This is a genomic window from Flavobacterium sp. CFS9, assembly GCF_041154745.1.
Classification (GTDB): domain Bacteria; phylum Bacteroidota; class Bacteroidia; order Flavobacteriales; family Flavobacteriaceae; genus Flavobacterium.
In genome coordinates this window covers 238,559-263,344 of the sequence record NZ_AP031573.1, presented here as the reverse complement: position 1 = coordinate 263,344, position 24,786 = coordinate 238,559, and the positions used below count along the sequence as shown (strand labels likewise).

Annotated in this window: 18 protein-coding genes; 4 read left to right on the top strand and 14 right to left on the bottom strand. The window is 37.9% G+C overall.

Features of this window, described 5'->3' with window-relative positions; all coding sequences use genetic code 11:
• Window positions 1–33 precede the first annotated feature (33 nt).
• The 9 genes from ACAM30_RS00860 to ACAM30_RS00820 form a co-directional block, all read right to left on the bottom strand.
• Window positions 34–1,431: a RagB/SusD family nutrient uptake outer membrane protein gene (locus tag ACAM30_RS00860; protein ID WP_369616781.1), complete on the bottom strand. Its 1,398-nt coding sequence runs from the start codon at window positions 1,429–1,431 to the stop codon at window positions 34–36.
• Between the two features lie 10 nt (window positions 1,432–1,441).
• On the bottom strand, window positions 1,442–4,450 hold the full coding sequence (locus tag ACAM30_RS00855; protein ID WP_369616780.1) for a SusC/RagA family TonB-linked outer membrane protein: 3,009 nt from the start codon (window positions 4,448–4,450) through the stop codon (window positions 1,442–1,444).
• A gap of 346 nt (window positions 4,451–4,796) precedes the next feature.
• Entirely contained in the window at window positions 4,797–6,452 is a 1,656-nt protein-coding gene (locus tag ACAM30_RS00850; protein ID WP_369616779.1) for an arylsulfatase, read from the bottom strand.
• Between the two features lie 193 nt (window positions 6,453–6,645).
• Window positions 6,646–7,908 (bottom strand): YeiH family protein, encoded by a 1,263-nt coding sequence (locus tag ACAM30_RS00845; RefSeq protein WP_369616778.1) that lies wholly within the window; start codon window positions 7,906–7,908, stop codon window positions 6,646–6,648.
• 30 nt (window positions 7,909–7,938) lie between these two features.
• Window positions 7,939–8,658, bottom strand: a complete 720-nt coding sequence (locus tag ACAM30_RS00840; protein WP_369616777.1) for a thioredoxin domain-containing protein — start codon at window positions 8,656–8,658, stop codon at window positions 7,939–7,941.
• Window positions 8,659–8,663: 5 nt separating this feature from the next.
• Window positions 8,664–9,734, bottom strand: a complete 1,071-nt coding sequence (locus ACAM30_RS00835) for a sterol desaturase family protein (RefSeq protein WP_369616776.1) — start codon at window positions 9,732–9,734, stop codon at window positions 8,664–8,666.
• A gap of 195 nt (window positions 9,735–9,929) precedes the next feature.
• On the bottom strand, window positions 9,930–11,849 hold the full coding sequence (locus ACAM30_RS00830; RefSeq protein ID WP_369616775.1) for an arylsulfatase: 1,920 nt from the start codon (window positions 11,847–11,849) through the stop codon (window positions 9,930–9,932).
• Between the two features lie 27 nt (window positions 11,850–11,876).
• A complete protein-coding gene (locus ACAM30_RS00825; protein WP_369616774.1) occupies window positions 11,877–13,349 on the bottom strand; it encodes a RagB/SusD family nutrient uptake outer membrane protein in 1,473 nt (490 codons plus the stop codon).
• Window positions 13,350–13,364: 15 nt separating this feature from the next.
• Window positions 13,365–16,496, bottom strand: coding sequence for a SusC/RagA family TonB-linked outer membrane protein (locus tag ACAM30_RS00820; protein WP_369616773.1), 3,132 nt, complete (start codon window positions 16,494–16,496; stop codon window positions 13,365–13,367).
• A gap of 1,031 nt (window positions 16,497–17,527) precedes the next feature.
• On the opposite strand from ACAM30_RS00820, the gene ACAM30_RS00815 reads away from it, so the two are divergent.
• A complete protein-coding gene (locus tag ACAM30_RS00815) occupies window positions 17,528–18,100 on the top strand; it encodes a molybdenum cofactor guanylyltransferase (RefSeq protein WP_369616772.1) in 573 nt (190 codons plus the stop codon).
• Window positions 18,101–18,106: 6 nt separating this feature from the next.
• Window positions 18,107–18,895, top strand: coding sequence for a uroporphyrinogen-III C-methyltransferase (gene cobA / locus ACAM30_RS00810; RefSeq protein WP_369616771.1), 789 nt, complete (start codon window positions 18,107–18,109; stop codon window positions 18,893–18,895).
• A gap of 856 nt (window positions 18,896–19,751) precedes the next feature.
• Here cobA and ACAM30_RS00805 read toward each other — a convergent pair.
• On the bottom strand, window positions 19,752–19,973 hold the full coding sequence (locus ACAM30_RS00805) for a hypothetical protein (protein WP_369616770.1): 222 nt from the start codon (window positions 19,971–19,973) through the stop codon (window positions 19,752–19,754).
• Between the two features lie 4 nt (window positions 19,974–19,977).
• On the opposite strand from ACAM30_RS00805, the gene ACAM30_RS00800 reads away from it, so the two are divergent.
• On the top strand, window positions 19,978–20,475 hold the full coding sequence (locus ACAM30_RS00800) for a hypothetical protein (RefSeq protein WP_369616769.1): 498 nt from the start codon (window positions 19,978–19,980) through the stop codon (window positions 20,473–20,475).
• 301 nt (window positions 20,476–20,776) lie between these two features.
• Here the strand turns inward: ACAM30_RS00800 and ACAM30_RS00795 are convergent, their stop codons facing one another.
• The 4 genes from ACAM30_RS00795 to ACAM30_RS00780 form a co-directional block, all read right to left on the bottom strand.
• The gene (locus tag ACAM30_RS00795) at window positions 20,777–21,400 is read right to left on the bottom strand and encodes a class I SAM-dependent methyltransferase (RefSeq protein ID WP_369616768.1); all 624 of its coding nucleotides are present in this window, start codon (window positions 21,398–21,400) and stop codon (window positions 20,777–20,779) included.
• A 3-nt stretch (window positions 21,401–21,403) separates the two neighbouring features.
• Window positions 21,404–22,117, bottom strand: a complete 714-nt coding sequence (locus ACAM30_RS00790; protein WP_369616767.1) for an endonuclease/exonuclease/phosphatase family protein — start codon at window positions 22,115–22,117, stop codon at window positions 21,404–21,406.
• A 162-nt stretch (window positions 22,118–22,279) separates the two neighbouring features.
• Entirely contained in the window at window positions 22,280–22,939 is a 660-nt protein-coding gene (locus ACAM30_RS00785) for a response regulator (RefSeq protein WP_369616766.1), read from the bottom strand.
• A 127-nt stretch (window positions 22,940–23,066) separates the two neighbouring features.
• Window positions 23,067–23,651: a DUF4202 domain-containing protein gene (locus ACAM30_RS00780; RefSeq protein WP_369616765.1), complete on the bottom strand. Its 585-nt coding sequence runs from the start codon at window positions 23,649–23,651 to the stop codon at window positions 23,067–23,069.
• Window positions 23,652–23,921: 270 nt separating this feature from the next.
• Here ACAM30_RS00780 and ACAM30_RS00775 point away from each other — a divergent pair, with 270 nt between their 5' ends.
• On the top strand, window positions 23,922–24,686 hold the full coding sequence (locus tag ACAM30_RS00775) for an META domain-containing protein (protein WP_369616764.1): 765 nt from the start codon (window positions 23,922–23,924) through the stop codon (window positions 24,684–24,686).
• The last annotated feature ends 100 nt before the right edge of the window (window positions 24,687–24,786 follow it).

Genomic DNA, 24,786 nt, shown 5'->3' with positions numbered 1-24,786 from the left:
CCCGCTGAACGGGATGTTTTTTTTGAGTTGTATTTACTTGCTGTAACCTGGATTCTGGGTTATTTTTTTGTTGGCATCCATTTCCAAGATTGGAATAGGAAATACCAGTACATCTGCATCATAAGATAATAATTCAGATCCGTCGCCGTCGACACTTACATCAATGGAGCCTTTTGTTCTTCGGATATCGTGAATGGAAAAGCCTTCCATAGCTAATTCGAATTGGCGTTCTAATAAAATGGCATCAAGTGTTACTGCGGTCAGTTTTTGTGCATTGGCTCTTGTTCTGATGATGTTGATATCGTCAATCGGAGTGTTGCCTACCACTGTTCCGGCGCGAAAGTTAGCTTCGGCTCTGATGAGGTACATTTCAGCCAGACGAATAATCCCTACATTAGCAAACTGATCGGTAAATTTCAGGGTTAGTATTCTGTCGTTTACAGGGTTTACATAATTGAATTTTGCACGATCGTCGTTAGGATCTGTAAATTTTTTCAGATAAGGATCCCTGATCGAAATATCACCTCCGCGTCCTCCATTATTCTCAGCTGAATAAAAGGTATTGGCATCGTTTACTCCGGTTTGTTTTGTAATTTGGATAGCAAATACGTCTTCAGCCTGATCGGTGTCATGATTAAAGGCATCTGCATATTTTGTAGACAAAGAGTGTCCGCTGTTTTTAATGACATCATCAGCAGCGTCTCTTGCCAAAGCGTAGTTGCCCTGTTGTAGATATACTCTCGCTAATAGGGCTTTTGCAGCATATTTATCCGCATAAAAACTATTGTCTTTTGGAAGATTAGTATAAGCGAGATTTAATCCGTCAATGATTACTTTATATACTTCAGCAACGGTACTTCTTTCTTTTGATAAATCGGCGTTGAAATCATAAATGGCTTTGTCTCTTATTACAATTCCTAATTGATTATTAGGCTGACCGCTAACGTATGGTTTCGCAAAAAAGCGCACTAAATCGAAATAAGCAAGCGATCTTAAAAAATTAGCTTCACCGATCATTCGGGCTTGTTTGGACGGATCTTTTACTTTGCTGATATTGTCGATAACGGTATTAGCCGCGTTTATGATTTCGTAACATCTCGAGTAAGTTCCGGTGATGATTACATTATCAGCAAGCATTTGTTTGATATACATTTGTCTTAATTCCCCGAAACTTCCTCTGAATCTAAATTCAGTAGTGGCAGTTGCACCTGTTGCTCCCAGTAAATCGGCGTAAACTAAGATTCTTCCTCCGTAAGCATTTCCTCTTGCAGCAAGAGCATAAGTTCCGGTGAGTACATTGGTAACCCCTTCTTCTGTACTTAACGTTACAGAAGCGTCTTCTCTTTGCTTTGGTTCTATGTTTAATTCATCTTGACAGCTTGTAAAAAAGACTGCAAAAAACATAAATAATAGTATAGTGTTTGATTTCATCTTGATCGATTTAAAAATTGATATTTACTCCCATCGCAATTGTTCTCGCTGGCGGAGCCGAATAAAATTCCTGCCCAATATTAGGATTTGCTCTTGTGATATCGTCTCTTCGTGACTCAGGATCAGAACCTTTATAATTGGTAAAAGTCAATAAATTTACAGCGGTCATGTATACTCTTAAATTGCTCATTCCCATATCGCTTACTGTCTTTTTAGGTAACGAATATCCTAAAGTCAGGTTTCTTAAACGGATAAAATCTGATTTGTCCAGATAGCGACTTGAATTTTGGGTACCATTTGAACCGCCAAATCTCGCTTGAGGTACATTGGTAATGTCTCCCGGTTTTTGCCAACGGTCTAACTGATCCAGAGTCTGGTTGTCAAAATAATCGGCTGCTGTAGACTGATAAATTCCTGCAGTGTTGTAAATACTGGCACCCCATTCTCCCTGGAAAGTAAATGAAAAATCAACTCCTTTGTACAGGATCGTATTGGTAAGTCCTGACATTAAGGTTGGAAACGGATTCCCAAGAATGGTTCTCTGTGCTTCACTGTAGTCATTAGTGGTACTTCTGTCAATGCTTCCATCGGCATTTTTTGTGTTTTTTACAAAAAGTGCATCTCCGTTTGCGGGATCAACCCCTGCGTACTCTACCAAATAGAAAGACGAAATGTTTTCACCCACTCTATTAATGGTATAACTGCTTATTACATCAGCATTGTTGTTGGGTAATGATTTTACTTTGGATTGATTGGTCGTTAAATTGAAACTTGTTGTCCAGGTAAAATTTTCGGTGGTGATATTTTTGGTGTTTAAAGTGAATTCGAAACCACTACTTCTGATCTTTCCAATATTTTTGCTAATGGTTCCTAAATCACCACCGCCGGCACTTTTAGGAAGCGGAACATCAAAAAGCAACCCGTCCGTATCTTTTTGGTAGTAATCGGCCTCGAAAGTAATTTTATCTAAAAAGCCTAGCTCGGCACCAAAATCAATTTGAGTCGATTTCTCCCAGGTTAAATTATCATTTCCTGGCTGATCAAAGGTAAGTCCTGATTTTAAATTATAGGGATTTGTCTGATACAACTGGCGTGAAGCAAAGTTCCCAATTTCGGCATTTCCTAATTTACCCCAGCTTCCTTTTATTTTCAAATACGTTAAAACCGGATTTTCTTTCAGGAAATTTTCCTTTGATATTACCCAACCGGCAGAAAGTGCAGGGAAAACACCATAGCGTTCGTTTTTTCCAAAACGGGAAGAGCCGTCACGACGAATACTGGCTTTAAACAGGTATTTGCCATCAAAAGCATAGCTTAATCTTCCAAATTGAGATACAAATGCATAATCGATTTCCCTACCATGCCCTTCATTAATTTCGGCTCCTCCGTCGATCGTCTGAAAACCGTCGTTAGGGAAGTAGATGCTATTTACATCCTGATATCTATTGTTGTACTTGTTAAGTTCCATACCGGCAACAAGATTCAGAGCGTGTTTTTCTGCAAATGTTTTGTCGTAGGTAAAGTAGTTACTGAAAATATAATTTTCGGTATTTACCGAGGTCGCAAATACAGCACCGTCTGTTGCCATAAAAGGAGCATTTTTTCCTTGCCAGTAGTCTTCTGTTTGAGTCATGTAGTCATAAGAAAAATCAGAATTGAACTTCAGACCTTTTACTATTTTAAGTTCGCCAAAAACTTTTCCGGTAAGTCTGCGCATGATGGTTTTCCAAAAAGTATTGTCTTTTGCCAATAAATAGTTAGCATATTCTGTATTTGGGTTTGCCGTTCCGTCTGCCAGTCTTGCCTGTGATATTGGAGCCTGCGCTACGGATTGTAAAGGTGATGTAAAAGAGTTATCATCCTGCACTCTGTTGATGATGGCTCTTGAAAAACCAATGTTCATTCCCACAGTAAAACGATCTGATAGTTTGTGAGATAAGTTAGATCTTCCGGTTATTCTCTCCAGACTGTTACTGTCGATAATTCCGGTAGTGTTGTTGTAAGCTCCTGAAAAGAAGTATCTGGTTTTGTCGTCTCCGCCGGAAACCGAAAAATCAGCATCGGTGGTATATCCCGTTTGAAAGGCGATATCCTGCCAGTCTGTATCAATTTCTCCGTTTCTCCAATCTGTTCCCTGAGCCAGACGATCCAGTTCTTCTTCTACCGAGGCCAAATCGTCAACATTTTTTCCGGCTTCGCGTATTAATTCAACATATTGTTTTGCATTAAGCCACTTTCTCTTGTGAGTAGCTTCGCTGACACCTTGCGAGAAATTAAGAGAGAAAGTTCCTTTTCCGTCTTTTCCTTTTTTGGTAGTGATGATTACTACTCCATTAGCACCACGTGCACCATAAATCGCTGCAGAAGAAGCATCTTTTAAGACGTCAATAGACTCGATTTCATTAGGGCTCAAAGTCAATAATGGATTTGTTGGCGCTCCGTTGCTGGATTCGTTGTCTGTAATCAAGGGAATTCCATCTAAAACATATAAAGGCTGTGTTCCCGCACTAATACTGGCAGCACCACGAACTCTAACATTTATACCGCCTTCAACTTTACCATTTGTCTGAGTGATTTGTACACCGGCAAGTTTACCCACCAGCGCATTTTGAACGTTTGAAACAGGTATTTGCTGGATATCTTTAGCCGTAACGCGGGCAATATTGTCCGTTAAATTCTTTTTAGTCTGTGTTCCGTAACCAACGACCAAAACAGCTTCCAGTTCATTTTGTGTTTCGACCAGTTGAACGGTCATTAAATTGGAGGCAGGGACGTGTACAGTTGCAAAACTGACATAACTTACTGTTAGTACGTCTCCTTTTTTTGCTGTTATTTTAAAATTTCCGTCAAAATCAGTTTGAGTACTGACTTTTGTTCCTTTTACAAGAATGTTAACTCCCGGAAGCGGAACTCGTTTTGAGTCAGTAACTTTCCCTGTAATAGATCCTTCCTGCGCATTGGCTATTTGTATAAATAATGTGATCAATAGCCCCAAAAAAAACTTAAAGTTGATTTTCATTTGTAAATATTTTTGGTTAGTTTCTCAAATGTCTTAATTTTCTGTTAATAAGTAGTCTTTATTTAACATTTAATATCACTAAAACAATTGTTTTTGTGATATTTATAACAAAATGGTTTTAATTTACTATTTTTAGAGAAAAACAAAACACTTTGTTGTTTATTATGTAATTAAATTGTTTTTATGGTGTTTTAAATCTTAATATTTAGCCAAAATTGTAATTTTATGTTTGGTATTTTATGTTTTGTTTGATTATTTTTTAAAGTTTAATTTTTCAAACAAAAAAAGCGATTGTGTTGAAACAATCGCTTTTGGAAATAACTACTCAAAATATTAAAAAAAGTAATTATTTTTTTAGAGATGCTCCGCCGGGCATTACTTCCGGTTTTAGCTTAAATTTGCTATACTCTATAACTCCTGTCTGATCGGCCCAGTCAAAATAGGCAGCCGATAGTTTATTCACAATACCGGGATTCTGTTTGGCTACATTATTAGTTTCACCACGATCTGTTTCGATATCATAGAGTTCCCATTCGTAAGAGGGGTAAATCGATACCAGTTTCCATTTTCCATCTCGTACGGCTCTGTTTCCGGCTCTTTCCCAAAATAACGGAGCTCCTCTGTTGACCTCGGAAGCATTGTCGAATAAAACCGGTAGAAGACTTTTCCCTGCAAGCGGGTTTGATTTTGCACCGTTGTATTCTTTTGGATATTCAATTCCCGCCAGTTCATAGAAAGTAGGAGCAAGGTCAATAATGTGTCCGGTTCCTTTATCGATGCGGCCTGCTTTTATTTTGGAAGGAAACCAGGCAATAAATGGGGAACTGAAACCGCCTTCATGCATATTGTTTTTGTATTGCTGTAAAGGAGTATTTGATAAATAGGCCCAGTTTTGCTCCTGATAATCGAAGGAACCTGAGGTTCCAATCGGGCCATCATTTCGTACCAAACCTCTGCCTAACGGATTGTAGGTATTGAAACCGCCCTGCGCACCATTATCTGAAATAAAAATAATAAGGGTGTTTTTATCTTTTTTTAGTGCTTTTAGTTTGTTCAGAACTTTACCCACATTCTGATCCATATTGTCTACCATTGCAGCATAAACTTCCATTTTGGCTTTCCAGAATTGTTTTTCGTCATAGGTAAGTTTGTTCCATTCCGGTACTTCGGGATCTCTTGGTGATATGGTTTGATTGGCGGATAAAATGCCATTTGCTTTTAGTTTTTCGATTCTTTTTTCTCTTAAAACATCCCAGCCTTCGTCAAATTTTCCTCTGTATTTGGCAATGTCTGCCGGTTTTGCCTGAAGTGGCCAGTGCGGAGCGGTAAAAGCTAAATACAGAAAGAACGGTTTATTTTCTTTGTTTTGTTCGTCGAGGAAAGTCACTGCATTGTTTCCGATCTCATCGGTAAAATAATACGAATCGTCTTTTGGATGCAGCTCTTCATTGTTTCGAAGTAATTTTACCGGATAAGGAGTTTTTCCGAAAGGCAAAGGTTTGCTGTCGAAATAACTCGCAGCTCCTTTCAGGATACCGTAAAATTTATCAAAACCTCTCTGATTCGGCCATTGCGACTGATCTTCGGAACCCACATGCCATTTTCCTGATAGCAAAGTACTGTAACCGCCGGAACGGAAAACTTCGCCAAGAGTCAAAGATTCTTTGTTGAGGTACCCCTGATAAGCTGGCAGTCCAAGGTTGATATCAAAAAATCCCATTCCGGCTTTGTGCTGGTATTGTCCCGTCAATAGAGAAGCTCTGGTTGGAGCACAAATCGAGTTGTTGTAAAATTCGCGAAGACGCAAACCTTCACTGGCCAATTGATCAAGATTGGGTGTTTTAATTTCGGAACCATAATTGCCTAAATCAGAATAACCCATATCGTCGACCAGAATCAGGATGATGTTTGGTTTTGAAGAAGTGGTAGTGGTTTTGTTTTGTGCGGAAACGAAAAGTACTGTCGAAAACAAGAGATGGAGTGTGAGTAGTGTTTTTTTCATTTTAATTCATGTTGTGAGTTGCTGAAACTGGTTTCATCTTTTATTGAATCGGTTTGAGACCTGGAAACATAGCTTTTAAAAAGTAGAGTAAATTATGATTTTTTAGAACAACTCTACGATTTATTTTTGACGAAATGTGTTTTAGGCACAATAAGTTACGTTTTAAAGTGTTCAAAAAAAAGGATTCAGATTGTTATTCTTTGAAAAGTATAAAAGCGATGATCAGTGTGACAATGATATTGAACAATTGTGCTATTAAAAAGGCATATAAAGGTTTTCGGCTGGTATTGCCCAGTAAATCTTTAAATTTGGTTTCCAGTCCGATACTGGTAAAGGCCAGGGCAAACCAAATACCTTGCAGATTCTTTAAGCTGTCTTTTACTTCGTCTCTCACTTCGTCAGTCAAAAGAAATGAAAAGAGGAGTGAAGCCGCAATGAATCCAATGATGAATTTTGGGAAACGTTCCCAGATAACAGCTAAGGTTGGTTTTGATGCAACAGCTTCTTCCGATTTGTTCTGAGTATAAGTCCAGTAAACGGATATGGCAAAAGCAGCTAGTCCTAACAGTACATTTTGAGAGAATTTAACAATTGTACTAATTTTTAGAGCGGTTTCACCAACTAAAGAACCTGAAGCCACAACGGCTCCCGAAGTATCAATACTACCGCCCAGCCACGCTCCGGTTACTTCTTCAGGAAAGTTGAAATGTGTAGCAATTATGGGCATGAAAATCATCATGGGGATTGCGGTGACCAAAACAATAGAAATCACATAAGACAGTTTTTTTGAATCGCCTTTGATGGCACCAGAAGTCGCAATTGCCGCAGAAACTCCACAAATGGAAACAGCACTTGAAATCATCATGGTCAACTCGTTGTCGACCTTTAGTTTTTTGCATAGCCAGAAGGCAAAGTACCAAACTGATAGTACAACGACTAATGCCTGAATAAGCCCGAGTGAACCGGCTTTTAGAATGTCTGAGAAAATCACAGTGGTCCCCAATAAAACCAAGCCAATTTTGACAAAAACTTCTGTCGAAAGTGAGGAACGAAACCATCGTGGAAGGATGAAAAAATTACCCAGACAGAGACCTATGATTAAACTGAAAATTACCGCTTCGAGATTTAGACCTTTGATGGCGGTATTTCCGGAGATCACCAAGGCAAATACGGTTAACAGATAAACGATCGGAAAACCCAATAAAAAGTTTTTGACTGATTTTCCAATCAAAAAAGTTCCCAATGTTCCCACTAGAATTAAATATATAAATTGAAATCCGAGGATTTTCAGGTTTCCGAAACTAAGTACATCCGCTGCTAAATCTGATCCAGTTGACCATTTGAAAGTTGGAACCTCAGGAAGAAATAGAAAAAGAGAAATTCCGATGATGATAAATCCGAGGATCACAACCGTCCAGTCCTCGTGAAGGGTAAATCGTTTTGTTTGGGTTGGCATTGTACTATTTATTTTATGAGAAAAAGTTTTTTATTTGGAAGCCAAAGCAACATCGACATCATTTTTTAAATCTCCGAGACCTTCTTTTTTGAAAACAATTTTGCCTTTTTTGTATAAAATCAAAGTAGGGAAAACTTTTACTGTTTTTAAGTCGGCAATTACTTGCGGACTGTCTTCCAGGTCAATTTCAACGATTTTTAAATTGGTTCCGTATTGTGCTCTGATGGTTTCCAGAACAGGTTTTACTTTTTTGCAGGCACCACAGTAAATGGAGCCAATATCAACCAAAACATCATTGTTTTCTGTAATGATTTTGTTGTATTCGGCTAAGGTTAATTTGCTTTTTGAATTGGTATAAAAAGGTTTTCCGTTTCCAATCCAATTGGCAATGCCGCCTTCTAAGCTATAAGCTTCTTTAAAACCATTTTTCAGTAATGCATCAGCAAGCCAGACACTTCTGCCTGCACCGATGGAGTAAGTGAAAACCGGTTTTGTTTTATCTAAAGCAGCAATGCGTTTGGCATAATCTTTCGATTCCAAATTAAAGTTTTGTGCTCCATTGATGTGGTTCAGCGCAAATTCTTCAGGGCCTCGGGCATCAATGATCTGCGGTTTTTTTTCGTTTTGAATTTTAGCGTAAAAAATGTCCAGAGAGACGGTGTTGGTTGATTTTTGCTGTGCGAAACCAATTCCGGATAAAAACAGTATCACGATGGCGATCCTGTTTTGGATTGTTTTATTTTTTATCATGATCGTTAAGATTGAATTTGTTCATAGTAAGTCGGATTAGGCAATGTGTTTTCTACTTTTTGTCGTAGTGGAACTGCCAGCACTCCTTCAGCCAAAGCACTTCCTTCTTTTTTGGATTTGAAGATGGGCCAAAGAAACTGTGCGTACCATTCTTCTTGTTTGTAAGATTTCATTCCGTATGATTTTGGAAATTTTCTGGTGATTAAACCTGTTCCGAAAATAATGTCCCAGATAAAAAACATATTTCCAAAGTTCCCTTTAAAATGTCCTACACCGTCACCGCTGGTATCCGCATGATGGGCGTGATGAGTTGCAGGAGTTGAAATTAAACGTTCCAGAACCCACGCAATCGGATGTAAAACTTTGTATTTGTAAAACGGTTTGTCCCAGGCAATACTGGAGTGAGCGCCTAAAGTGATGAAACTTTTGATGACCAATACAAATAAAGCGGGCAATCCTAAACCTAAAAAAGTTAAAGTTGCCGTTAAGTAAATTTGCGAAAAGAAAACGGTGTAAATAAAGTTTTGTCTGGATGCCATCGCCATTCCCATGTACGGAGCGGAGTGGTGCGTTCGGTGAAAGCGCCATAAAAAAGGAACCTGATGGTGCAGACGATGGTACCAATACTGTGTTAAATCATCGGCTACTGCGATCAGGAAAAAGCCTCCCCAAAACGGAACCCACGAAAGGGAGTTGGCAAGATTGGGAATTAAGTACGGTAATGCAGTAAGACTGAAAAAAGCAACTACCGGAGGTAAAAGCAATTTAGGCGCCAGAAAACAAATGATATCTACTTTGCGTTCCTGACCCGTCCATTGATCGTCGTATAAACCTGCCGTAAATTCGATAATACCCAGAACCACCATAAAAGCTGTTAGCCCCCAGGTTCTGATGTTTTCGAAAGCCGGTTTGATAAATTCTAAAAATGATGGCAAGGCAATGTGGGATTGAGCTATTACACCATTCGTTAATTTGAAGTACAGAAAGATTGCCAAAACAGGCAGTGCATAAATGAAGAGACTAATACTTAAATCTCTGGTTAGTTTACTTTTTGAATTATAAGCTGTTGCTGCCATGATTTTTATTTTAAAAAGTTGCTAATTAAAGTTAGACCTCCCGCCAGAATGAGTAACGGAACTAAAAAAATAATCGCTCCCACGAGTATTTTCTTTCCTATAATTTCATAATCTGCTTTTTTCATGTGGATTGGAATTAAAAGAGATTCAGGTCTTTAATACATTGACAAAAGACCTGAATCTTTATTGGGTTAATTATTTTGAATTTCCGGGTCTGGTGGCTTGTTGGATGAGATCCTGTAATGTTTTTCCTTTGTCGGCTGTGGTGTTGTGGATCCTTCTGTTGTACACATCCTGCCAGTCTATCAATGGGTAAACATTATTTTCTTTAGCTTGTTCGTCAAACAGTTTTTTAAGTTCGGCTAATTTTTCAGGGTATTTTTTAGCCAGATCGTTACGTTCGTTAAAATCTTCGTTCAGGTTGTACAATTCCCATACGTCTGTGTCAAAATTACTTTCGGTTGGTTTTTCGTTTTTACCCAGCGATTTTTTTACCGCAAAAGAATCCGGCAGGTGAGCGGCTCCTGCTTTCCAGCCATCTTTGTAGATGGCTCTGTTTCCGAAAATGTAATAGTATTGAACAGTATGCAATGAAGGTGCTTTGGCATCGTTTAAAGAAGCATAAAAGGTAGAACCCTGAATCGCATCCTGTTTGATCTCCCGGATATATTCCGGAGTTTTAATTCCGGCAATGTCTAAAGTTGTTGGCAACAGATCGGTTACGTGGCTGTATTGATTTCTGATTCCGCCTTTTTCTTTAATTCCTTTCGGATAAAAAACAATCAATGGGTTACGTGTTCCTCCTTCCGATTGTGCATCTTGTTTCCAGTTTTTAAACGGAACATTCGTAGCCTGAGCCCATCCCAACGGATAATTGGTGTTGAGTCCTTTTGCCGTTCCGATTTCACCAATATTGTTTAGGTTTTTCTGAAGGTTTTCTTCATCAGATCCTCCCTGAGCAAACAGACTTTGGTTGATGGTTCCTTGTGTAGTTCCTTCTTTACTGGCACCATTATCGCCAATGGCCACAAAAATCAAAGTATTCTCCAGTTGATTGGTTTGTTTTAAATGCTCAACGATACGTCCAATTTCATGATCGGTATAGGTAAGATATCCGGCATACACTTCCATGAATCGGGCGTACACTTTCTTTTGATCCGGAGTTAGTTTTTTCCAGTCGGTAATCAACGGATTGCGTTCCGGTAATACGGCATTGGCAGGAATTACACCTAATTTTTTCTGGTTGGCCAGTACTTTTTCGCGATAAGCATCCCAGCCTTCATCAAATTTTCCTTTGTAAGGGTCACTCCAGGATTCTGCTACCTGATGAGGTGCGTGTACAGCACCCGGCGCATAGTACAAAAAGAAAGGTTTGTCTGGCGCTGCTTTGTGCTGTTTGGTGATGTAGCTAATGGCTTTGTCTGTAATCTGATCGGTTAAATGTCTTCCGTCAGGAGTAACATGTGCGTTGTCTTCTACCAAATCCGGTTTGTACTGATCGGTTTGTGATCCTAAGAAGCCAAAGAAATGTTCGAAGCCTTTTCCGGTAGGCCATCTGTCAAAAGGCCCGGCATCAGTAGCTTCTTCGTCAGGAGTTAGACCGTATTTTCCCACTGCAAAAGTATTGTATCCTTTGTCTCTCAGAATTTCGGCAATGGTACCTTTATCCGATGGAATTCTTCCGTCCCAACCAGGGAAACCGGCCGATAAAACGGTATGAGAGAAGCCGCTTACGTGTACTTTCCCCGAATTTCTTCCCGTTAAAAGAGCAGAACGGGTAGGAGCACAAATAGCCGTGGTGTGAAAATTGGTGTAACGCAAACCATTATTGGCCAGATTGTCAAAAGTGGGTGTTTGAATAAGACCTCCAAAAGCACTTGAAGCTCCAAATCCAACATCATCCAGTAAGATCCAGACAATATTTGGGGCACCCGCGGGTGCTTTTACAGGCTCAGGCCAATATTCTTTCGAATCGGCTAAAGTTTTTCCAATAACGCCTTTGAAATCAGCATTCGGATTGTTTTGTGCAAAACTCAGTTGCGCTGCAAGCAACGCAGTAAATAAAAGTCCTTTTTGCGGACTTTTAATTTTACTATTGTGTTTAAAATTTTTCATAATGTATTAGTTTTTGGGTTGTGTTAATTAATATCCGGGGTTTTGTGGCAATCCAATTGGGTCGATGTTTCTTTCGCTTTGTGGAATTGGGTATAAATTATTTCGTTCGGAAACAGAATTTTTGGCCAGTACTTTTTTGACTTCGGTAACCAAAGTTCCCCAACGAACCAAATCAAACCAGCGTTGTCCTTCCTGAACGAATTCTTTTTTGCGTTCTTCCTGCAGGGCAGCCCTGAAAGTGGTTTGCGTTAATCCCGCTAAATCAACTGTTGGGTCGGGCGTATTGATTGGTTTTCCGAAAGCTCTTCTTCTTACCTGATTGATTAATTCGTAGGCCTCGGGAGTTGGTGCTCCCTGTTCGTTTATCGCTTCCGCTAAAGACAGTAAAATGTCAGCATAACGAATTATCGGAAAATTGATGGCTACGTTTGAAGGTGTGGCCAGATTCGTTAAGTCCAGATACTTTTTGAAGATCGGTTTCGGAAAAGTGTATACGTTTGCCGTACCGGGAATTGGTAATTGTTTGGCATAACTTACATCACGTCTGGTATCTCCGGCAGCATAAATATCATAAAACAAAGCAACATCCGAAATAATATCAGCAGGTTCCGTAGCAGTGAATCCGGTAAAAGAAGTAGCCTGAAAAGTACTTCCGCTGGAACCATTTCCGGCCTGATTGGGTTCAAACTGAACGGAGAAAATATGTTCTTTTCCGTTCTTTTTGGTTTTAGTAAAAATATCCTGGAAGTTTTCAAAAAGTGCATATCCATAGCCGCCATTAATTACTTCTCTGGCTTTTAAAATAGCATTCGGATAGTCTTTTCTCGTAAGGTAAACCTTGGTCAGAATGGCTTTTGCCGCTCCCGATGTAGCACGTCCGGCATCTGTGGCAGGATAAGTTGCTGGTAAAGCTTCAGCATCTTTTAAATCTGAAATAATTTGGGTATAAACTTCTGCTACAGAGGCTCTTTTTGATTTTAAACTTTCTAATTGAATAGAGGTCGGTTCGTGCAAAACAATCGGAACTCCGCCCCAAAGGCGTACTGCCTGAAAGTACAGTAAACCTCGAATGAATTTAGCCTCGAGAATCAATCTGTTTTTAACAGCGTCCGAACCGGCTACTTTTGGAATATTATCGATAGCAACATTGGCTCTGTTTATTCCGGCATAGATTTGACGCCACGCCACCTGAACACGATCAGAAGTGGCATCATGCGTGAGACTGCTTAAAGCTCTCACCTGCGGATTGGTTGCCGAAACTCCCGCCGCGGCATAATCAGAAGCCATGTCGGTCAGGAAATATAAATTTCGGCCAAATAAACTCTGTTCTCCCGGATCAAGACTCAATGAAGCATAAACAGCAGTTAAGCTGGCAACAGCATCGTCCTGAGTTTTAAAATAATTGTCTTCGGTTACAAATGAGGTTGGTGTGACCTCTAGATCGGTGCACGATACCAATAGTCCGGCACTCAATAGGAATGTTATAATATGCTTTTTCATTTTATATTTTTTTTCTTAAAAAGTTACGTTCAGGCCTGAGATGAATGTTTTTGAATTAGGATAAGAGCCAAAATCAATTCCCGGGTATAAGTTGTTTTGCTCGTAGGAGCTTACTTCAGGATCATATCCCGTGTATTTGGTCCATGTAATTAAGTTTTCGGCAGAGACATAAAATTTAACGCTCTTAGCACCCAGTCTTTTGGAAAGGCTTTTCGGTAAAGTATACCCCAGAGTAATTAATTTTAATCGTAAGAAAGAAGCGTCTTCAATGTAACGTTCTGAAACAATCCCTAGTGGAGAACTGGTAGCTCTTGGTACTTCGTTGCTTGGATTCGTTGGAGTCCAACGGTCTTCTAAAGTAACATTAGCATTGGTGCCCAGAGTCGAAATTTCTAATTGCTGATTTAAAGCATTGAATACTTTACCGCCATAAGATCCCTGAAAAGAAAAGTTAAGATCAAAGTCATGATACGAAATCGTGTTGCTGAAGCTTGCGACAAATTTAGGTTGCGAACTTCCAAGATTTCCTTTGTCAAGAGCTGTAATGACACCATCACCGTTAGTATCCACATATCTTCGGTCTCCAACTTTTGTATTGGCTAAACTGTTGATTTTAGGTTGAGTGTTGACTTCGTCCTGAGTTTGGAAAATGCCATTGGTTTTGTATCCCCAAAAAGTTCCCAGAGGCAATCCTACTTTTACGGTTACGGGCTGCTGCTGTAATAAAGAGCCGTTTGGTACTACAGGAAAAAATTGATCAACGCCGTTTCCGATAGCCACTACTTTGTTTTTATTGGCAGAAAAAACGAAATTAGAATTCCATGAAAAGTGTTCTGTTTTTAGATTTTCGGTGATCAGACCAATCTCGATACCTTTATTTTCAACACCTCCAATATTTTGCAATACAGACGCATATCCTGAAATCAGCGGCACAGGTACATTGATCAGTAAATCATTTGTTTTTTTGTAGTACGCATCAAATACAAAATTGATTTTGCGGTTTAATAAAGACAAATCCAATCCCACATTATATTGATTGGTTTTTTCCCATTTCAAATCCGGATTGGCCAGTCGGGTAGGAGCTAAACCGGTTTGCAGTGTTCCTCCGAAAGCATAATTTACAGAACCCATCTGAGCCAGAGAAAGATAATTTCCAATTTCCTGATTACCCGTAGTTCCGGCTGTTATTCTTAGTTTAGCTTCCGTTAAGCCTTTAATATTGTTGGCGAAAGATTCATCTGTAATATTCCATGAAAATCCTGCCGAAGGGAAATAACCCCATAACGATTTTGAACCGAATCTTGAAGATCCGTCTGCACGGCCGGAAAGCGTAAAGTTGTATTTTCCTTTATACGAATAATTCACTCTGGTCAGCCATGATTTTAAGACACTTTCGAAAGCATCTGTAGAAGGTTTTACCGGGACACCATCTTGTAAAGCATTGTAAGTATTGGCATCGTTTACAAAGAACTGGGCTCCTGCATTCACCACTTCACCTTGTGTGTATTGAAGTGTATATCCACCTAAGGCTGAAAATTTATGATGATCTCCGAAAGTTGTGTTATAATTCAAAGTGTTTTCATTCAATACAGAACTCACTAATCGGTCTCCAACAGAACCAAAACCTTTCGTTCCGGCTCCCGTAGTTGTTGTTGCCGGAGCGTAGTAATTTTGCTTGGTATTGATAACATCACCGCTGACAGCCACTTTTGCGGTAAGTTTTTTGGTGATTTTGTATTCACCGAATAAACTGGTCAGAATCCTGTTGATTTTAGTTTCATTGGTCGTACTCACCAGATCATTTATCGGATTGGCAATGATCCCGTTAACAGCTGTTGCGTACGGATTATTGGTCAGGTTATAGCTTCCGTCAGGATTTTTGATCGGAACTACGGGGGGCTGATACAAAGCAACTACTAACGGATTAGGCTGTCTTCCGGCAGAAGAACCGCCATTTGTGCCAATACCATTGGCAACAGAATTACTGTAGTTAGCATTCACACCAAATTTAAAATTCTGAGAATAGTTTCGTTCATAATTGACACGTAACGAAATACGTTTAAAATCGGAGGCAATTACAATTCCGTCCTGTTGAAAATACCCCGCCGAAATCGCATATCTTGAGCGGTCATCACCTCCTGAAAAGGACAATTGGTGATTTTGAATCGGTGCTGCAGTTCTAAAAACAGCTGACTGCCAGTCATATCCTCCCGAAGTTTTTAAAGCTTCGATTTGGGCAGCAGAAAAAGAGGGTGCCTGACCAATGCTGGCCTGAACATCGTTGCGCAGGCTTGCCCATTGACTGGCATTCATTAAGTTCAGCTTTTTTGACACATTCTGGAATCCAACATAGCCCTGATAAGAGATATTGTCCTGACCTTTTGTTCCCTTTTTAGTAGTGATAATCACCACTCCGTTTGCACCTCGTGATCCGTATATGGCAGTGGCAGAAGCATCTTTTAGTACTTCAATAGATTCGATATCACCGGGATTAATCGTCGACAAAACATTGACAGTAGCTCCCGCATTGGCAACTCCGGCCGTACTGTTGTTATTGTCGTTATAAATTAAAATTCCATCCACGACATAAAGAGGTTCGTTACCGGCTGTAATGGAGTTTCCACCTCTGATTCGAACACTGGATGAGGCACCGGGACGACCTGAACTTTGTGTAACTACCACTCCGGGAATAGCACCTCGAAGTAAATTATCTGCCGATGAGGTCACCTGACTTAAATTGGCTTTTGGAACTGAAGCTACAGAACCTGTAATGTCTTTTCGTTTCTGAGATCCGTAACCAACAACCACCAGTTCATCTAGTTCCTGACGTTCTTCTTTTAAATGGATAGTGACAGGATTTTTTTCAACTATGATCTCTGATTTTTTATATCCAATGTAGGTTACAATTAAGGTATAAGGAAATTTTTGTCCGGTTTGAAAGTAAAATTTTCCTTCGGCATCCGTCTGAACACCGTGTGTGGTTCCTTTAATTACTACTGAAGCACCAATAATGGGCTGATTAGTAATATCGTCTACGACCGTTCCGTCGAGTTTCGATTGTATAAGAGGTGTTGTATTTTGGGCATTAATTCCCGCCGATAACAGCAGGAGAAAGAGGAATGAGTATATTTTTAATTTTTTTTTCATTTCTTTGTACTGGTTTAATTAATGAACAAGAAGCCCTGAAAGTTGAATTTTCAACTCTCTGATCGTATTCTTGGTTTAGTGATAAATATTCTTTAAGCCTTGCCATTTCTGTTGCCGCAGAAATGGCTTTTTTTATTTACAGCAACAGCTATGCATTTTTTTCATTTTGTTTTTTTATTGGTTAGTTATTCTTTTTTAAGATATAGGTATAATTTCTGTGCTCTTTTTGACACAAATGAATGCATCAAACCGACTTTGAAATTTCAATATGGAATCTTGTGTGTATTTAAAAATTCGTTTTTAAAACAATTCGATGTAAAAGAGAAATCGAATGCAAACGAAAAAAAAGCGGAGGTTTAGCAACAGAAGCACATATAACAGAAAGTGTTATAAGTGTATTTTTTAGGAAGAATGTAATTCGATCTGTTTTCGGTTGTTTTCAAAATATGATTTTTTTGGTTTCAAATATTATTTTAAACTCTACTAATCCTATAGACAAAGTTAATTTTAATATAATAAAAACCAAAAATTTGTTTATTTTTTTTTGAAAAAGTACAAATTAAGAAGTTTTTGGTATGGATTTTTAGCTTGTAATATGTTGGTTTTTAGTGTTTTGTCTGTTTTGTTTGAAAGAGTGTAAAAAGAATCGCTTGTCTTTTATTAGGTTAAAAAATGTAGTACTTTATACTTAGTTTTCTAGTTTTTAATGTCTTACCACATTTTATACTAATGCAAAAACGTCTGAGAAAGTGATTTTAGTCTAAAAAGTTTCATGTACATTAATAAGAAGGTATCATTTTGAATCAGTCAAAATTTTTAAAATGGAGAAGTAAATCAATCAGTTATAAGTGCTAATCATTAAACCAAATTGATTTTTAAAGATGTATTCCAAAGAATTAAGCTAAATTTATAGGGTGAAAAAGGAGGTATTGTGAGTTATGAGTTTCGATCTTAGGACCAGACTAGGAGTAAACCTAAAATTTGGAAACTTGAAACTTTAAACTTTAAACCTGAAACAAAACAATAAAATCATGGAACAACTAACAGCATTTATTCTTTGTGGAGGAAAAAGTTCTCAGCTGCAGTCAGAGAAAGGATTGGTTTTGTTTCGGAAAAAACCGTTTATAGAGCACATTATTGGAGCCATTTTGCCCGTAACCCAAAAGATTGTTTTAATCACGGAATCTAAGAAATATGATTATCTCACTTATCCAAAAATACCGGATGTTATTGCAGATAAAGGTCCGTTAGGAGGAATTTATACAGCCTTATTACAATCGGAAACTGAATTTAACCTGATTTTGAGCTGTGATATTCCGTTAATTTCAACTGAATTATTACAGGAACTACTTTCTAAACATACAAAAGAAGCCGGAATTACAGTTTTTGCCTCAGAAAGCCGCATGCATCCGCTAATAGGAATTTATTCCAGAATAATGATTCCTTTTATAAAAAAAGCCATTGATAGGAATGAATTAAAAGTGATGGATTTGTTGGAAGGAATACCGCATCAAATTATTAATCTGGAAGAAAGTGAAACTTTTCACCTAAGCAGAATCAATTCGGCTGACGAATTAGACGATTTGAATGTCAATTTAAGTTAGACCATTATGCAAAGTTTGAAAATACCAAAGTTAACAATTGTTGGAGCAGGACCGGGTGATGTTGAACTGATTACCATGAAAGCCTTAAAAGTTTTAAAAAGTGCCGATGTGGTTTTATATGACGCATTAGTCAATGAAGAATTATTAGCATACGCTTCAAATGGCGAAATTATTTTTGTTGGAAAACGATTGGGCTGTCACGCTTACAGTCAGGATCAGATTAACGAACTGATTGTTTCGATGGCAAGACGTCACGGACATGTGGTTCGCTTAAAAGGAGGGGATCCGTTTGTTTTTGGAAGAGGAAGCGAAGAAATTGAATTTGCAGAACAGTTTGGAATTGAAACGGACATTGTTCCGGGTATTTCGTCTGCTTTAGGCGTTCCGGCTTCGGCTGGAATTAGCATAACTCAGCGTAAGGTAGCGGAAAGTTTTTGGGTCATTACCGGAACGACCTCCGATCACAAGTTGTCTAAGGATATACATTTGGCTTCTAAATCCGATGCGACTGTTATTATTTTGATGGGAATGCATAAACTAACAGAGATCATATCAATTTATCAGGAAAATAGAAAAGACAATCTGCCCATTGCCATTATCCAGAACGGTACAAAAGCATCGGAACAAAAAGTAGTCGGAACGATTGATACCATTGTAAAATTAGCCTCCGAAAAAAAGATGGCATCACCCGCTATTATTGTAATTGGTGAAGTAGTACGAAACACTTCAGACTGGATTTCCTATTTCCAGGAACATTTTGACGATGAATTTATTTTTCAGAATTTAAATTTATAAGGGAGACTGGAGTTAAATGGATCAGGTTAAAAAATGCTCTGAAAGAGCCTTAGCCGTAACATAGTGCGTTGCAAAATTTTTACATTGTTGGTTTTCAGTCTTTTTATTTACTTCTTGTTATGTAAAAAAGGTTGCTCTGAAAGGAGCTTTAGCCATAGCATAGTGAGAAGCGCTATGAGTAATAAAAAGATAGTTTACGCCCTGAAAGGGCAAAAGTCTGAACACCATGAAAAAAATACCTGTTGAGGTTGCTCTTGCCCTTTCAGGGCAATATTCTGTCTTGATTTAGATCATAGTGCGTTGCACTATGCTTGCGCTCTTAGGCTTTCAGCCCTTTATTTAATTATTGTTGTATATAAAAAACTTGCTCTGAAAGAGCTTTATCCATAGCATAGTGCGAAGCACTATGAAAAATGAAAGGATGTTTTACGCCCTGAAAGGGCAAAAGCCTGAGCACATGAAAAAAAAGATTTTGGTTGCTCTTGCCCTTTCAAGGCAATATTCTGTTTTGATTTAGATCATAGTGCGTTGCACTATGCTTGCGCTCTTGGGCTTTCAGCCCTTTATTTAATTATTGTTGTATATAAAAACTTGCTCTGAAAGAGCCTTGGCCGTAGCATGGCGCGAAGCGCTATGTATGAATGATGAAAAGATAGTTTACGCCCTGAAAGGGCAAAAGCCTGAGCACATGAAAAAAAACATTTTGGTTGCTCTTGCCCTTTCAGGGCAATATTCTTTCTTAACTTAGATCATAGTACGTTGAACTATGCTTGTGCTATTGAGCTTTCAGCCCTTTTATTGACTCTTTTTTAAATAGAAAAAGGTTTAACTTTTACAAAGTCAAACCTTTTGAGTATTATTTTTTCTTTTTAGCTTTTGCCTTTTTTTTAGCCTTTGCTTTCTTTTTTGCAATTTTTTTAGCTTTAGCTTTTTCTTTCGCTTTTTTGGCTTTTTCTTTTTTCTTAGCTGCTGCTTTTAGTTTTGCCTTTTTAGCTTTTTCTTTCTTTTTATCTTTTTTAGCTTTCTCTTTTTTCTTAGCCAGTTTCTTTTTGGTTTTCTCTTTTTCTTTGTCTTTCACTTTTTTGACTTTTTTAGCAGCTTTATCTTTTTCTGTATCTTCGATTTTAACTGCCTGGTTAGTATTTTCTTCTTTTGGCTTAGGAGCAGCTGTTAGGGTAGCAGCTTTCTCTTCTGGCTTAGCAGCTGGTGCTGCTGTGGTTTTTGCCGGTGATTTTTGTACGGCCGGTTTAGGTGTAGTTACTGCTGCCGGTTTTACAACAGCTTTAGCAGGTGCCTTTTCTGTGGGCGTCGTTGCTGCTTTTGTAACTGAAGCTGCCGGAGCTTTTACCGTTGTTGGTTTAGGTGCTGCTGGTTTAGGTGTAGCTGGCTTTGCTGCTGTTGTTCTGGTAGCAGGTGCTTTACGAACGGGTGCTTTTTTAACAGGAGCGGTAACAGGTTTTACAGTATCAGTAACAGGTGGAGTGGTTTCAGTTTTTGGTGAATCGATCTTCTCAGGATTCGTTTCTTCGGTCTTGTTTTCCATATTTAATACGCTTTTAGATAAGGTTAATTACTGGTAATGTAACCAAATGGTTAATTCAGTGTTAAGTAAAGATAACGATAAAACAAGTCTTGTAATGTTAAGTTTTTGAATAAATTTTAATATTAAATAACTGAAAACGAATAATTTGCGTTGACAATGAAAATTAAAGATTAAAATCTCTTAACAATTCTACCTGAAAAAATAGAGAAATTAAGGTGTAAAAAAGAATAGAGAGTGGAGTAATGGTAAGTTACAGAACGAGAACTTATTAATGAAGTGTGAGAAAAGGAGCAGGGCAGAGACGTAATAATACGTCCCTGCGAATTGTGGTAAAATAATTATTTTTTCTTTCCGATAAATCGGATTACGGAGCCTTTTCCGTTATGAAAGAGACCTTCATTCAGTTCAATTTCTTTTTCTTCCGGGGTAATGATTTCATAATTAGGAAAGTCAGATTGGATTTCTTCAATGGAGAACAGTGATGCAATATCTTTTGGTCCGCCTACTTTATCATTTATGGCGAGATATTCCAGGTGTTTTTTACTGAAAGCTTCAAAAATGATGAAGCCGCCCTTACGCAGGTATTGATCAAGTGTTTTGTGAATTGACGATTTAATTTCTGCGGGAAAGTGGGCATAAATTAAGGCAATAGCATCAAATTGCTCCGGCTGATATTTCAAGGTCTCAAGTTCTCCAACCTGATAATCCAGAATGACATTTTCGGATTTGGCTAGTTTAAGCGCTTTGTTCTTTCCTTCTGAACTAATATCAAATGCCGAGACCTTCCAGCCCAGTTTAGCTGCAAAGACGGCATTTCGGCCTTCTCCTTCAGCAGGAAAAAGAATCGTTCCGATGTCTTGTTTTTCTAATGATTCTTTTAAATAATTGTTGGGCGCGGTGCCATAGGCAAATTCTTCAGCGCTGTAACGGTCGTTCCACCGTTCGGTCCAGGAGTTGGTCATGATTTATATATTGAAATTAATGATTAAAGGGATGTGATCGCTGTGTACAATCCAATCGTGATAAGTACCCATTTCTACAGTTTCTAGAACTTCTATGAAATCATTCGAAGCAAAGCAGTAGTCAAGATGGTAAGGTTTATTTTCATGCCGGTAAAGATATAAAGTAGGATGCTCTTCTTTACCCTGCAGTTGATTGAAATATTTGTGATAGGTACTGAAAATTTGTTGTTGGGCTAGTTTATTTACAACGTTGGTATGATTGGCTTCTCTTCGGGGTTTGTCCCAAATCGTATTGCTGTTGAAGTCTCCCATTAAAATGGTTTTATTTTTAGTGATCAGTCCTTCGTAGTAATGAATCGCTTTCCAAACCTGAGTTACATATTGTCCGTCTTTGTCCTGAGGATTATTGGCCCAAATGGCGAACAAAGTAAAATCAACGTCCCCACCGGTTACTGCTATGGGTAAAATGTTTTTGAATAATGGATTGTGACAATCCAATAGCTCAAACTTATAGCTACTATAGGAGAAAACACCAAGTCCTTTGTGTGGATTGGTTCCGTACCAAAGCATGTCGTTCGGTAATTTTGTATTGGGACTGAATTTTAGATTTTCAGGATTTTCACATTCTGAAATGACAACAATATCAGCATTGTAAGCTTCCAGAAATGCTGCTTTTTTTCTGAAGGCCATATTACAATTCCATGCTATAATTTTCATACGCTAATTTTCCTGTTTCAGAAAAGATCCTCTCAAATATACCAAATTAATGAGTTTTTTCAGGGAATTTGCAGAACAAAAAAATACCCTTTTCAGAAATAGAAAAGGGCAGATCTAATATTGAATTTACGGATAAAATAGTTACGTAATTGTACGTAATTTTTATAGCAAAGAATACTCGGTTGCTTTGTTTGAAAGCTCCATAAGATTCTTTACTTTTAGTTTTTTCATTAAGTTAAAACGATGAACTTCGGCAGTACGTTTACTGATTTTAAGGGTTTCACCAATTTCCTTATTCCCTTTTCCGGACAATAAAAGAGACAGAATTTCTTTTTCTCTCTTGGTAATTGTAATTTCTTCGGCTAAAGCTTGTTTACGCCCTAATGAAACAGTACAATGTACAAAGTGATGAATCAGAATTCCCGAAACATCACCGCTGTAATATTTTCCTCCGTTTAAAACCGTATGTAAGGCTTTTAAAAATTCTTCTTTGCTGGAATCTTTTAATAAATACCCTTCGGCACCTGCTTTCAATGCACCCAATACGTATTCTTCAGATTCAAGTGTGGTAAGTATAATAATTTTAACCTTATTGTTTTCACTTCTAAGTTTTTCTACGACTTCAATACCGGTTAAATGTGGCATACGTATGTCTAGTATAAGTAAGTCTGGCTCACTTGCAATAACAGCTTCGAGTGTATCGACTCCATCTGCAGCTTCGCCTACAACTTCTATATTTACTTCGTTTTCCAACAAAGATTTTATTCCATCCCTTACAAAAACATGATTATCCGCGAGGACTACCCGAATCGTTTTATTCATTATTTATTTAATTGTTACTTCAGGACCCTACGTATATTGGTCTAAATTGACTAAGCAAATATACGTAATAGGAATGAAGAATTACGCAGAAGATACTGAAACGAATTTTTCTTAATTTAAAATTAAGTTACAGCCCTAAAGAGGCTTTTATCAGATTTAAGTTTTCTTCAGTATAATGAATCTTCAAGGCTTCCTGATGCCCTTTGTCTGACATTTTATCCCAGGTTTTTTTGATGATATTTTTGAGTTTTTCTTCATCGTGTTTGTGTACAAACGGATCCAGATAATATTCTAAGAAAACCAGACAGATTACATCTTCGAGTAATTGTGTTTCGGCATCTTTTTTTAGAAGCTTCTTTTCAATTAAAAAGGAAACCCGATCGATAAATTCAGTAGTATAGCCTGCTTTTTCCAGAATTCCGGCCGTGGTTTTTGCGTGAAATTTTTTAAGCTCTTCCCGCCATTTCAAATATCCCACACGATCCATTGGATACGATTCGCGTGCCACTTTCCATCGGCAGATGTGTTGTGCTTTAGAGGCAATCTGAATAGCTTCTGAAGCTTCAGGTTCAAACTGCATCAATCGTTTATACATTCGGTCTGAGTACAATAATTCTTTTGGGTACTCTGTATTTTGATCGATTTCAATATTAGGATCCTGAGCGTTCTCAGCATCAATCAACTGGCTGGCTTTTTGAAAAGGTGTATTCATTTTTTTAGTAAAATAATAGACTTCAAAGATACAGAAATTAGTTGTTTTGTAAATTTTTTCGACAATGGGAGAGGTGTATTTGTTTTATTCCACATTATAATATGGTGGTGTATGACAGTATTTTTTCGTTTTTAAGTTTATTTTAGCAATTGTGTTATTTTTCTTAAATTTAACATTAGACTCTGCTTAAAAAAATCATAAAAAACGGGCAATATTTATTTTTGGCTCGGTTTTTTCTAGTGTGAAGGCATAATAAAAAATTTTAATGATATGAAAAAAGTACTTTTACTATGCGCCCTAATGTCTGTGATCTTAAGTTGTAAGTCGGTTGCAGTTAAAAAAACAAACACAAAAGAAACAGCTTCTCAAACAACTTCAGAAGAAGAAGATCTAAATGTTTATTTTAAAGCTACTGGAAATGAACCGTTTTGGGGATTAAAATTTGGAAAGGATAAAATTGTTTTTACATCATTGATCGAAGGAATGGAGTCAATAAGTTTTGATGCCGTTGAACCAATCAGAGCAATGGATGCTAATGTAAAAATGTATAGAGTAAAAAACGGAAAAACAGAGGCTACTATTACCGTTCAGCAATTTGAGTGTACGGATTCAATGTCAGGTGACGTTTCGCCTTATACCGTTAAAGTAGAAATTAATGGTAAAACGTTAAACGGCTGTGGTAAGTATATTACTGATTATCGTTTGCATGACATCTGGGTTTTAGAGGAATTGAATGGAAGAAAAGTTACTTCTTCTGACTTCCAAAAAGAAATGCCACGTATTGAAATTAACTCAACTGAGAATACATTTTCAGGATTTGGAGGATGTAATAATATTGGAGGAAAAATTTTCTTCGAAAAAGGATTGTTAAGATTCTCTGATGTAATTTCGACTTTGATGGCTTGTATGCCGGCTAATAAAGAAGGTGAATTTGTAGAAACATTACAAAAAACAACTACGTACTCAGTCGGGAATTTAAGATTGACACTTTCTAATCCTGATGGAAAATTAATGGTTTTCAAAAAAGTAGACTAATTTCCGTCTTCTAAATAATATTAAAATTGCCATTCCGATTGCGATAAATTTTCAAAGATTAATGCTGAGATAAACAGTATTGTTCAGGAAAATTCGCTGA

Coding starts and splice junctions, on each gene's coding strand:
- ACAM30_RS00795 (WP_369616768.1), bottom strand. CDS start 21,400: ATGACCAACTCCTGGACCGAACGGTGGAACGACCGTTACAGCGCTGAA.
- ACAM30_RS00820 (WP_369616773.1), bottom strand. CDS start 16,496: ATGAAAAAAAAATTAAAAATATACTCATTCCTCTTTCTCCTGCTGTTA.
- cobA (WP_369616771.1), top strand. CDS start 18,107: ATGCAAAGTTTGAAAATACCAAAGTTAACAATTGTTGGAGCAGGACCG.
- ACAM30_RS00860 (WP_369616781.1), bottom strand. CDS start 1,431: ATGAAATCAAACACTATACTATTATTTATGTTTTTTGCAGTCTTTTTT.
- ACAM30_RS00845 (WP_369616778.1), bottom strand. CDS start 7,908: ATGCCAACCCAAACAAAACGATTTACCCTTCACGAGGACTGGACGGTT.
- ACAM30_RS00815 (WP_369616772.1), top strand. CDS start 17,528: ATGGAACAACTAACAGCATTTATTCTTTGTGGAGGAAAAAGTTCTCAG.
- ACAM30_RS00825 (WP_369616774.1), bottom strand. CDS start 13,349: ATGAAAAAGCATATTATAACATTCCTATTGAGTGCCGGACTATTGGTA.
- ACAM30_RS00840 (WP_369616777.1), bottom strand. CDS start 8,658: ATGATAAAAAATAAAACAATCCAAAACAGGATCGCCATCGTGATACTG.
- ACAM30_RS00780 (WP_369616765.1), bottom strand. CDS start 23,651: ATGAATACACCTTTTCAAAAAGCCAGCCAGTTGATTGATGCTGAGAAC.
- ACAM30_RS00775 (WP_369616764.1), top strand. CDS start 23,922: ATGAAAAAAGTACTTTTACTATGCGCCCTAATGTCTGTGATCTTAAGT.
- ACAM30_RS00855 (WP_369616780.1), bottom strand. CDS start 4,450: ATGAAAATCAACTTTAAGTTTTTTTTGGGGCTATTGATCACATTATTT.
- ACAM30_RS00835 (WP_369616776.1), bottom strand. CDS start 9,734: ATGGCAGCAACAGCTTATAATTCAAAAAGTAAACTAACCAGAGATTTA.
- ACAM30_RS00785 (WP_369616766.1), bottom strand. CDS start 22,939: ATGAATAAAACGATTCGGGTAGTCCTCGCGGATAATCATGTTTTTGTA.
- ACAM30_RS00830 (WP_369616775.1), bottom strand. CDS start 11,849: ATGAAAAATTTTAAACACAATAGTAAAATTAAAAGTCCGCAAAAAGGA.
- ACAM30_RS00790 (WP_369616767.1), bottom strand. CDS start 22,117: ATGAAAATTATAGCATGGAATTGTAATATGGCCTTCAGAAAAAAAGCA.
- ACAM30_RS00850 (WP_369616779.1), bottom strand. CDS start 6,452: ATGAAAAAAACACTACTCACACTCCATCTCTTGTTTTCGACAGTACTT.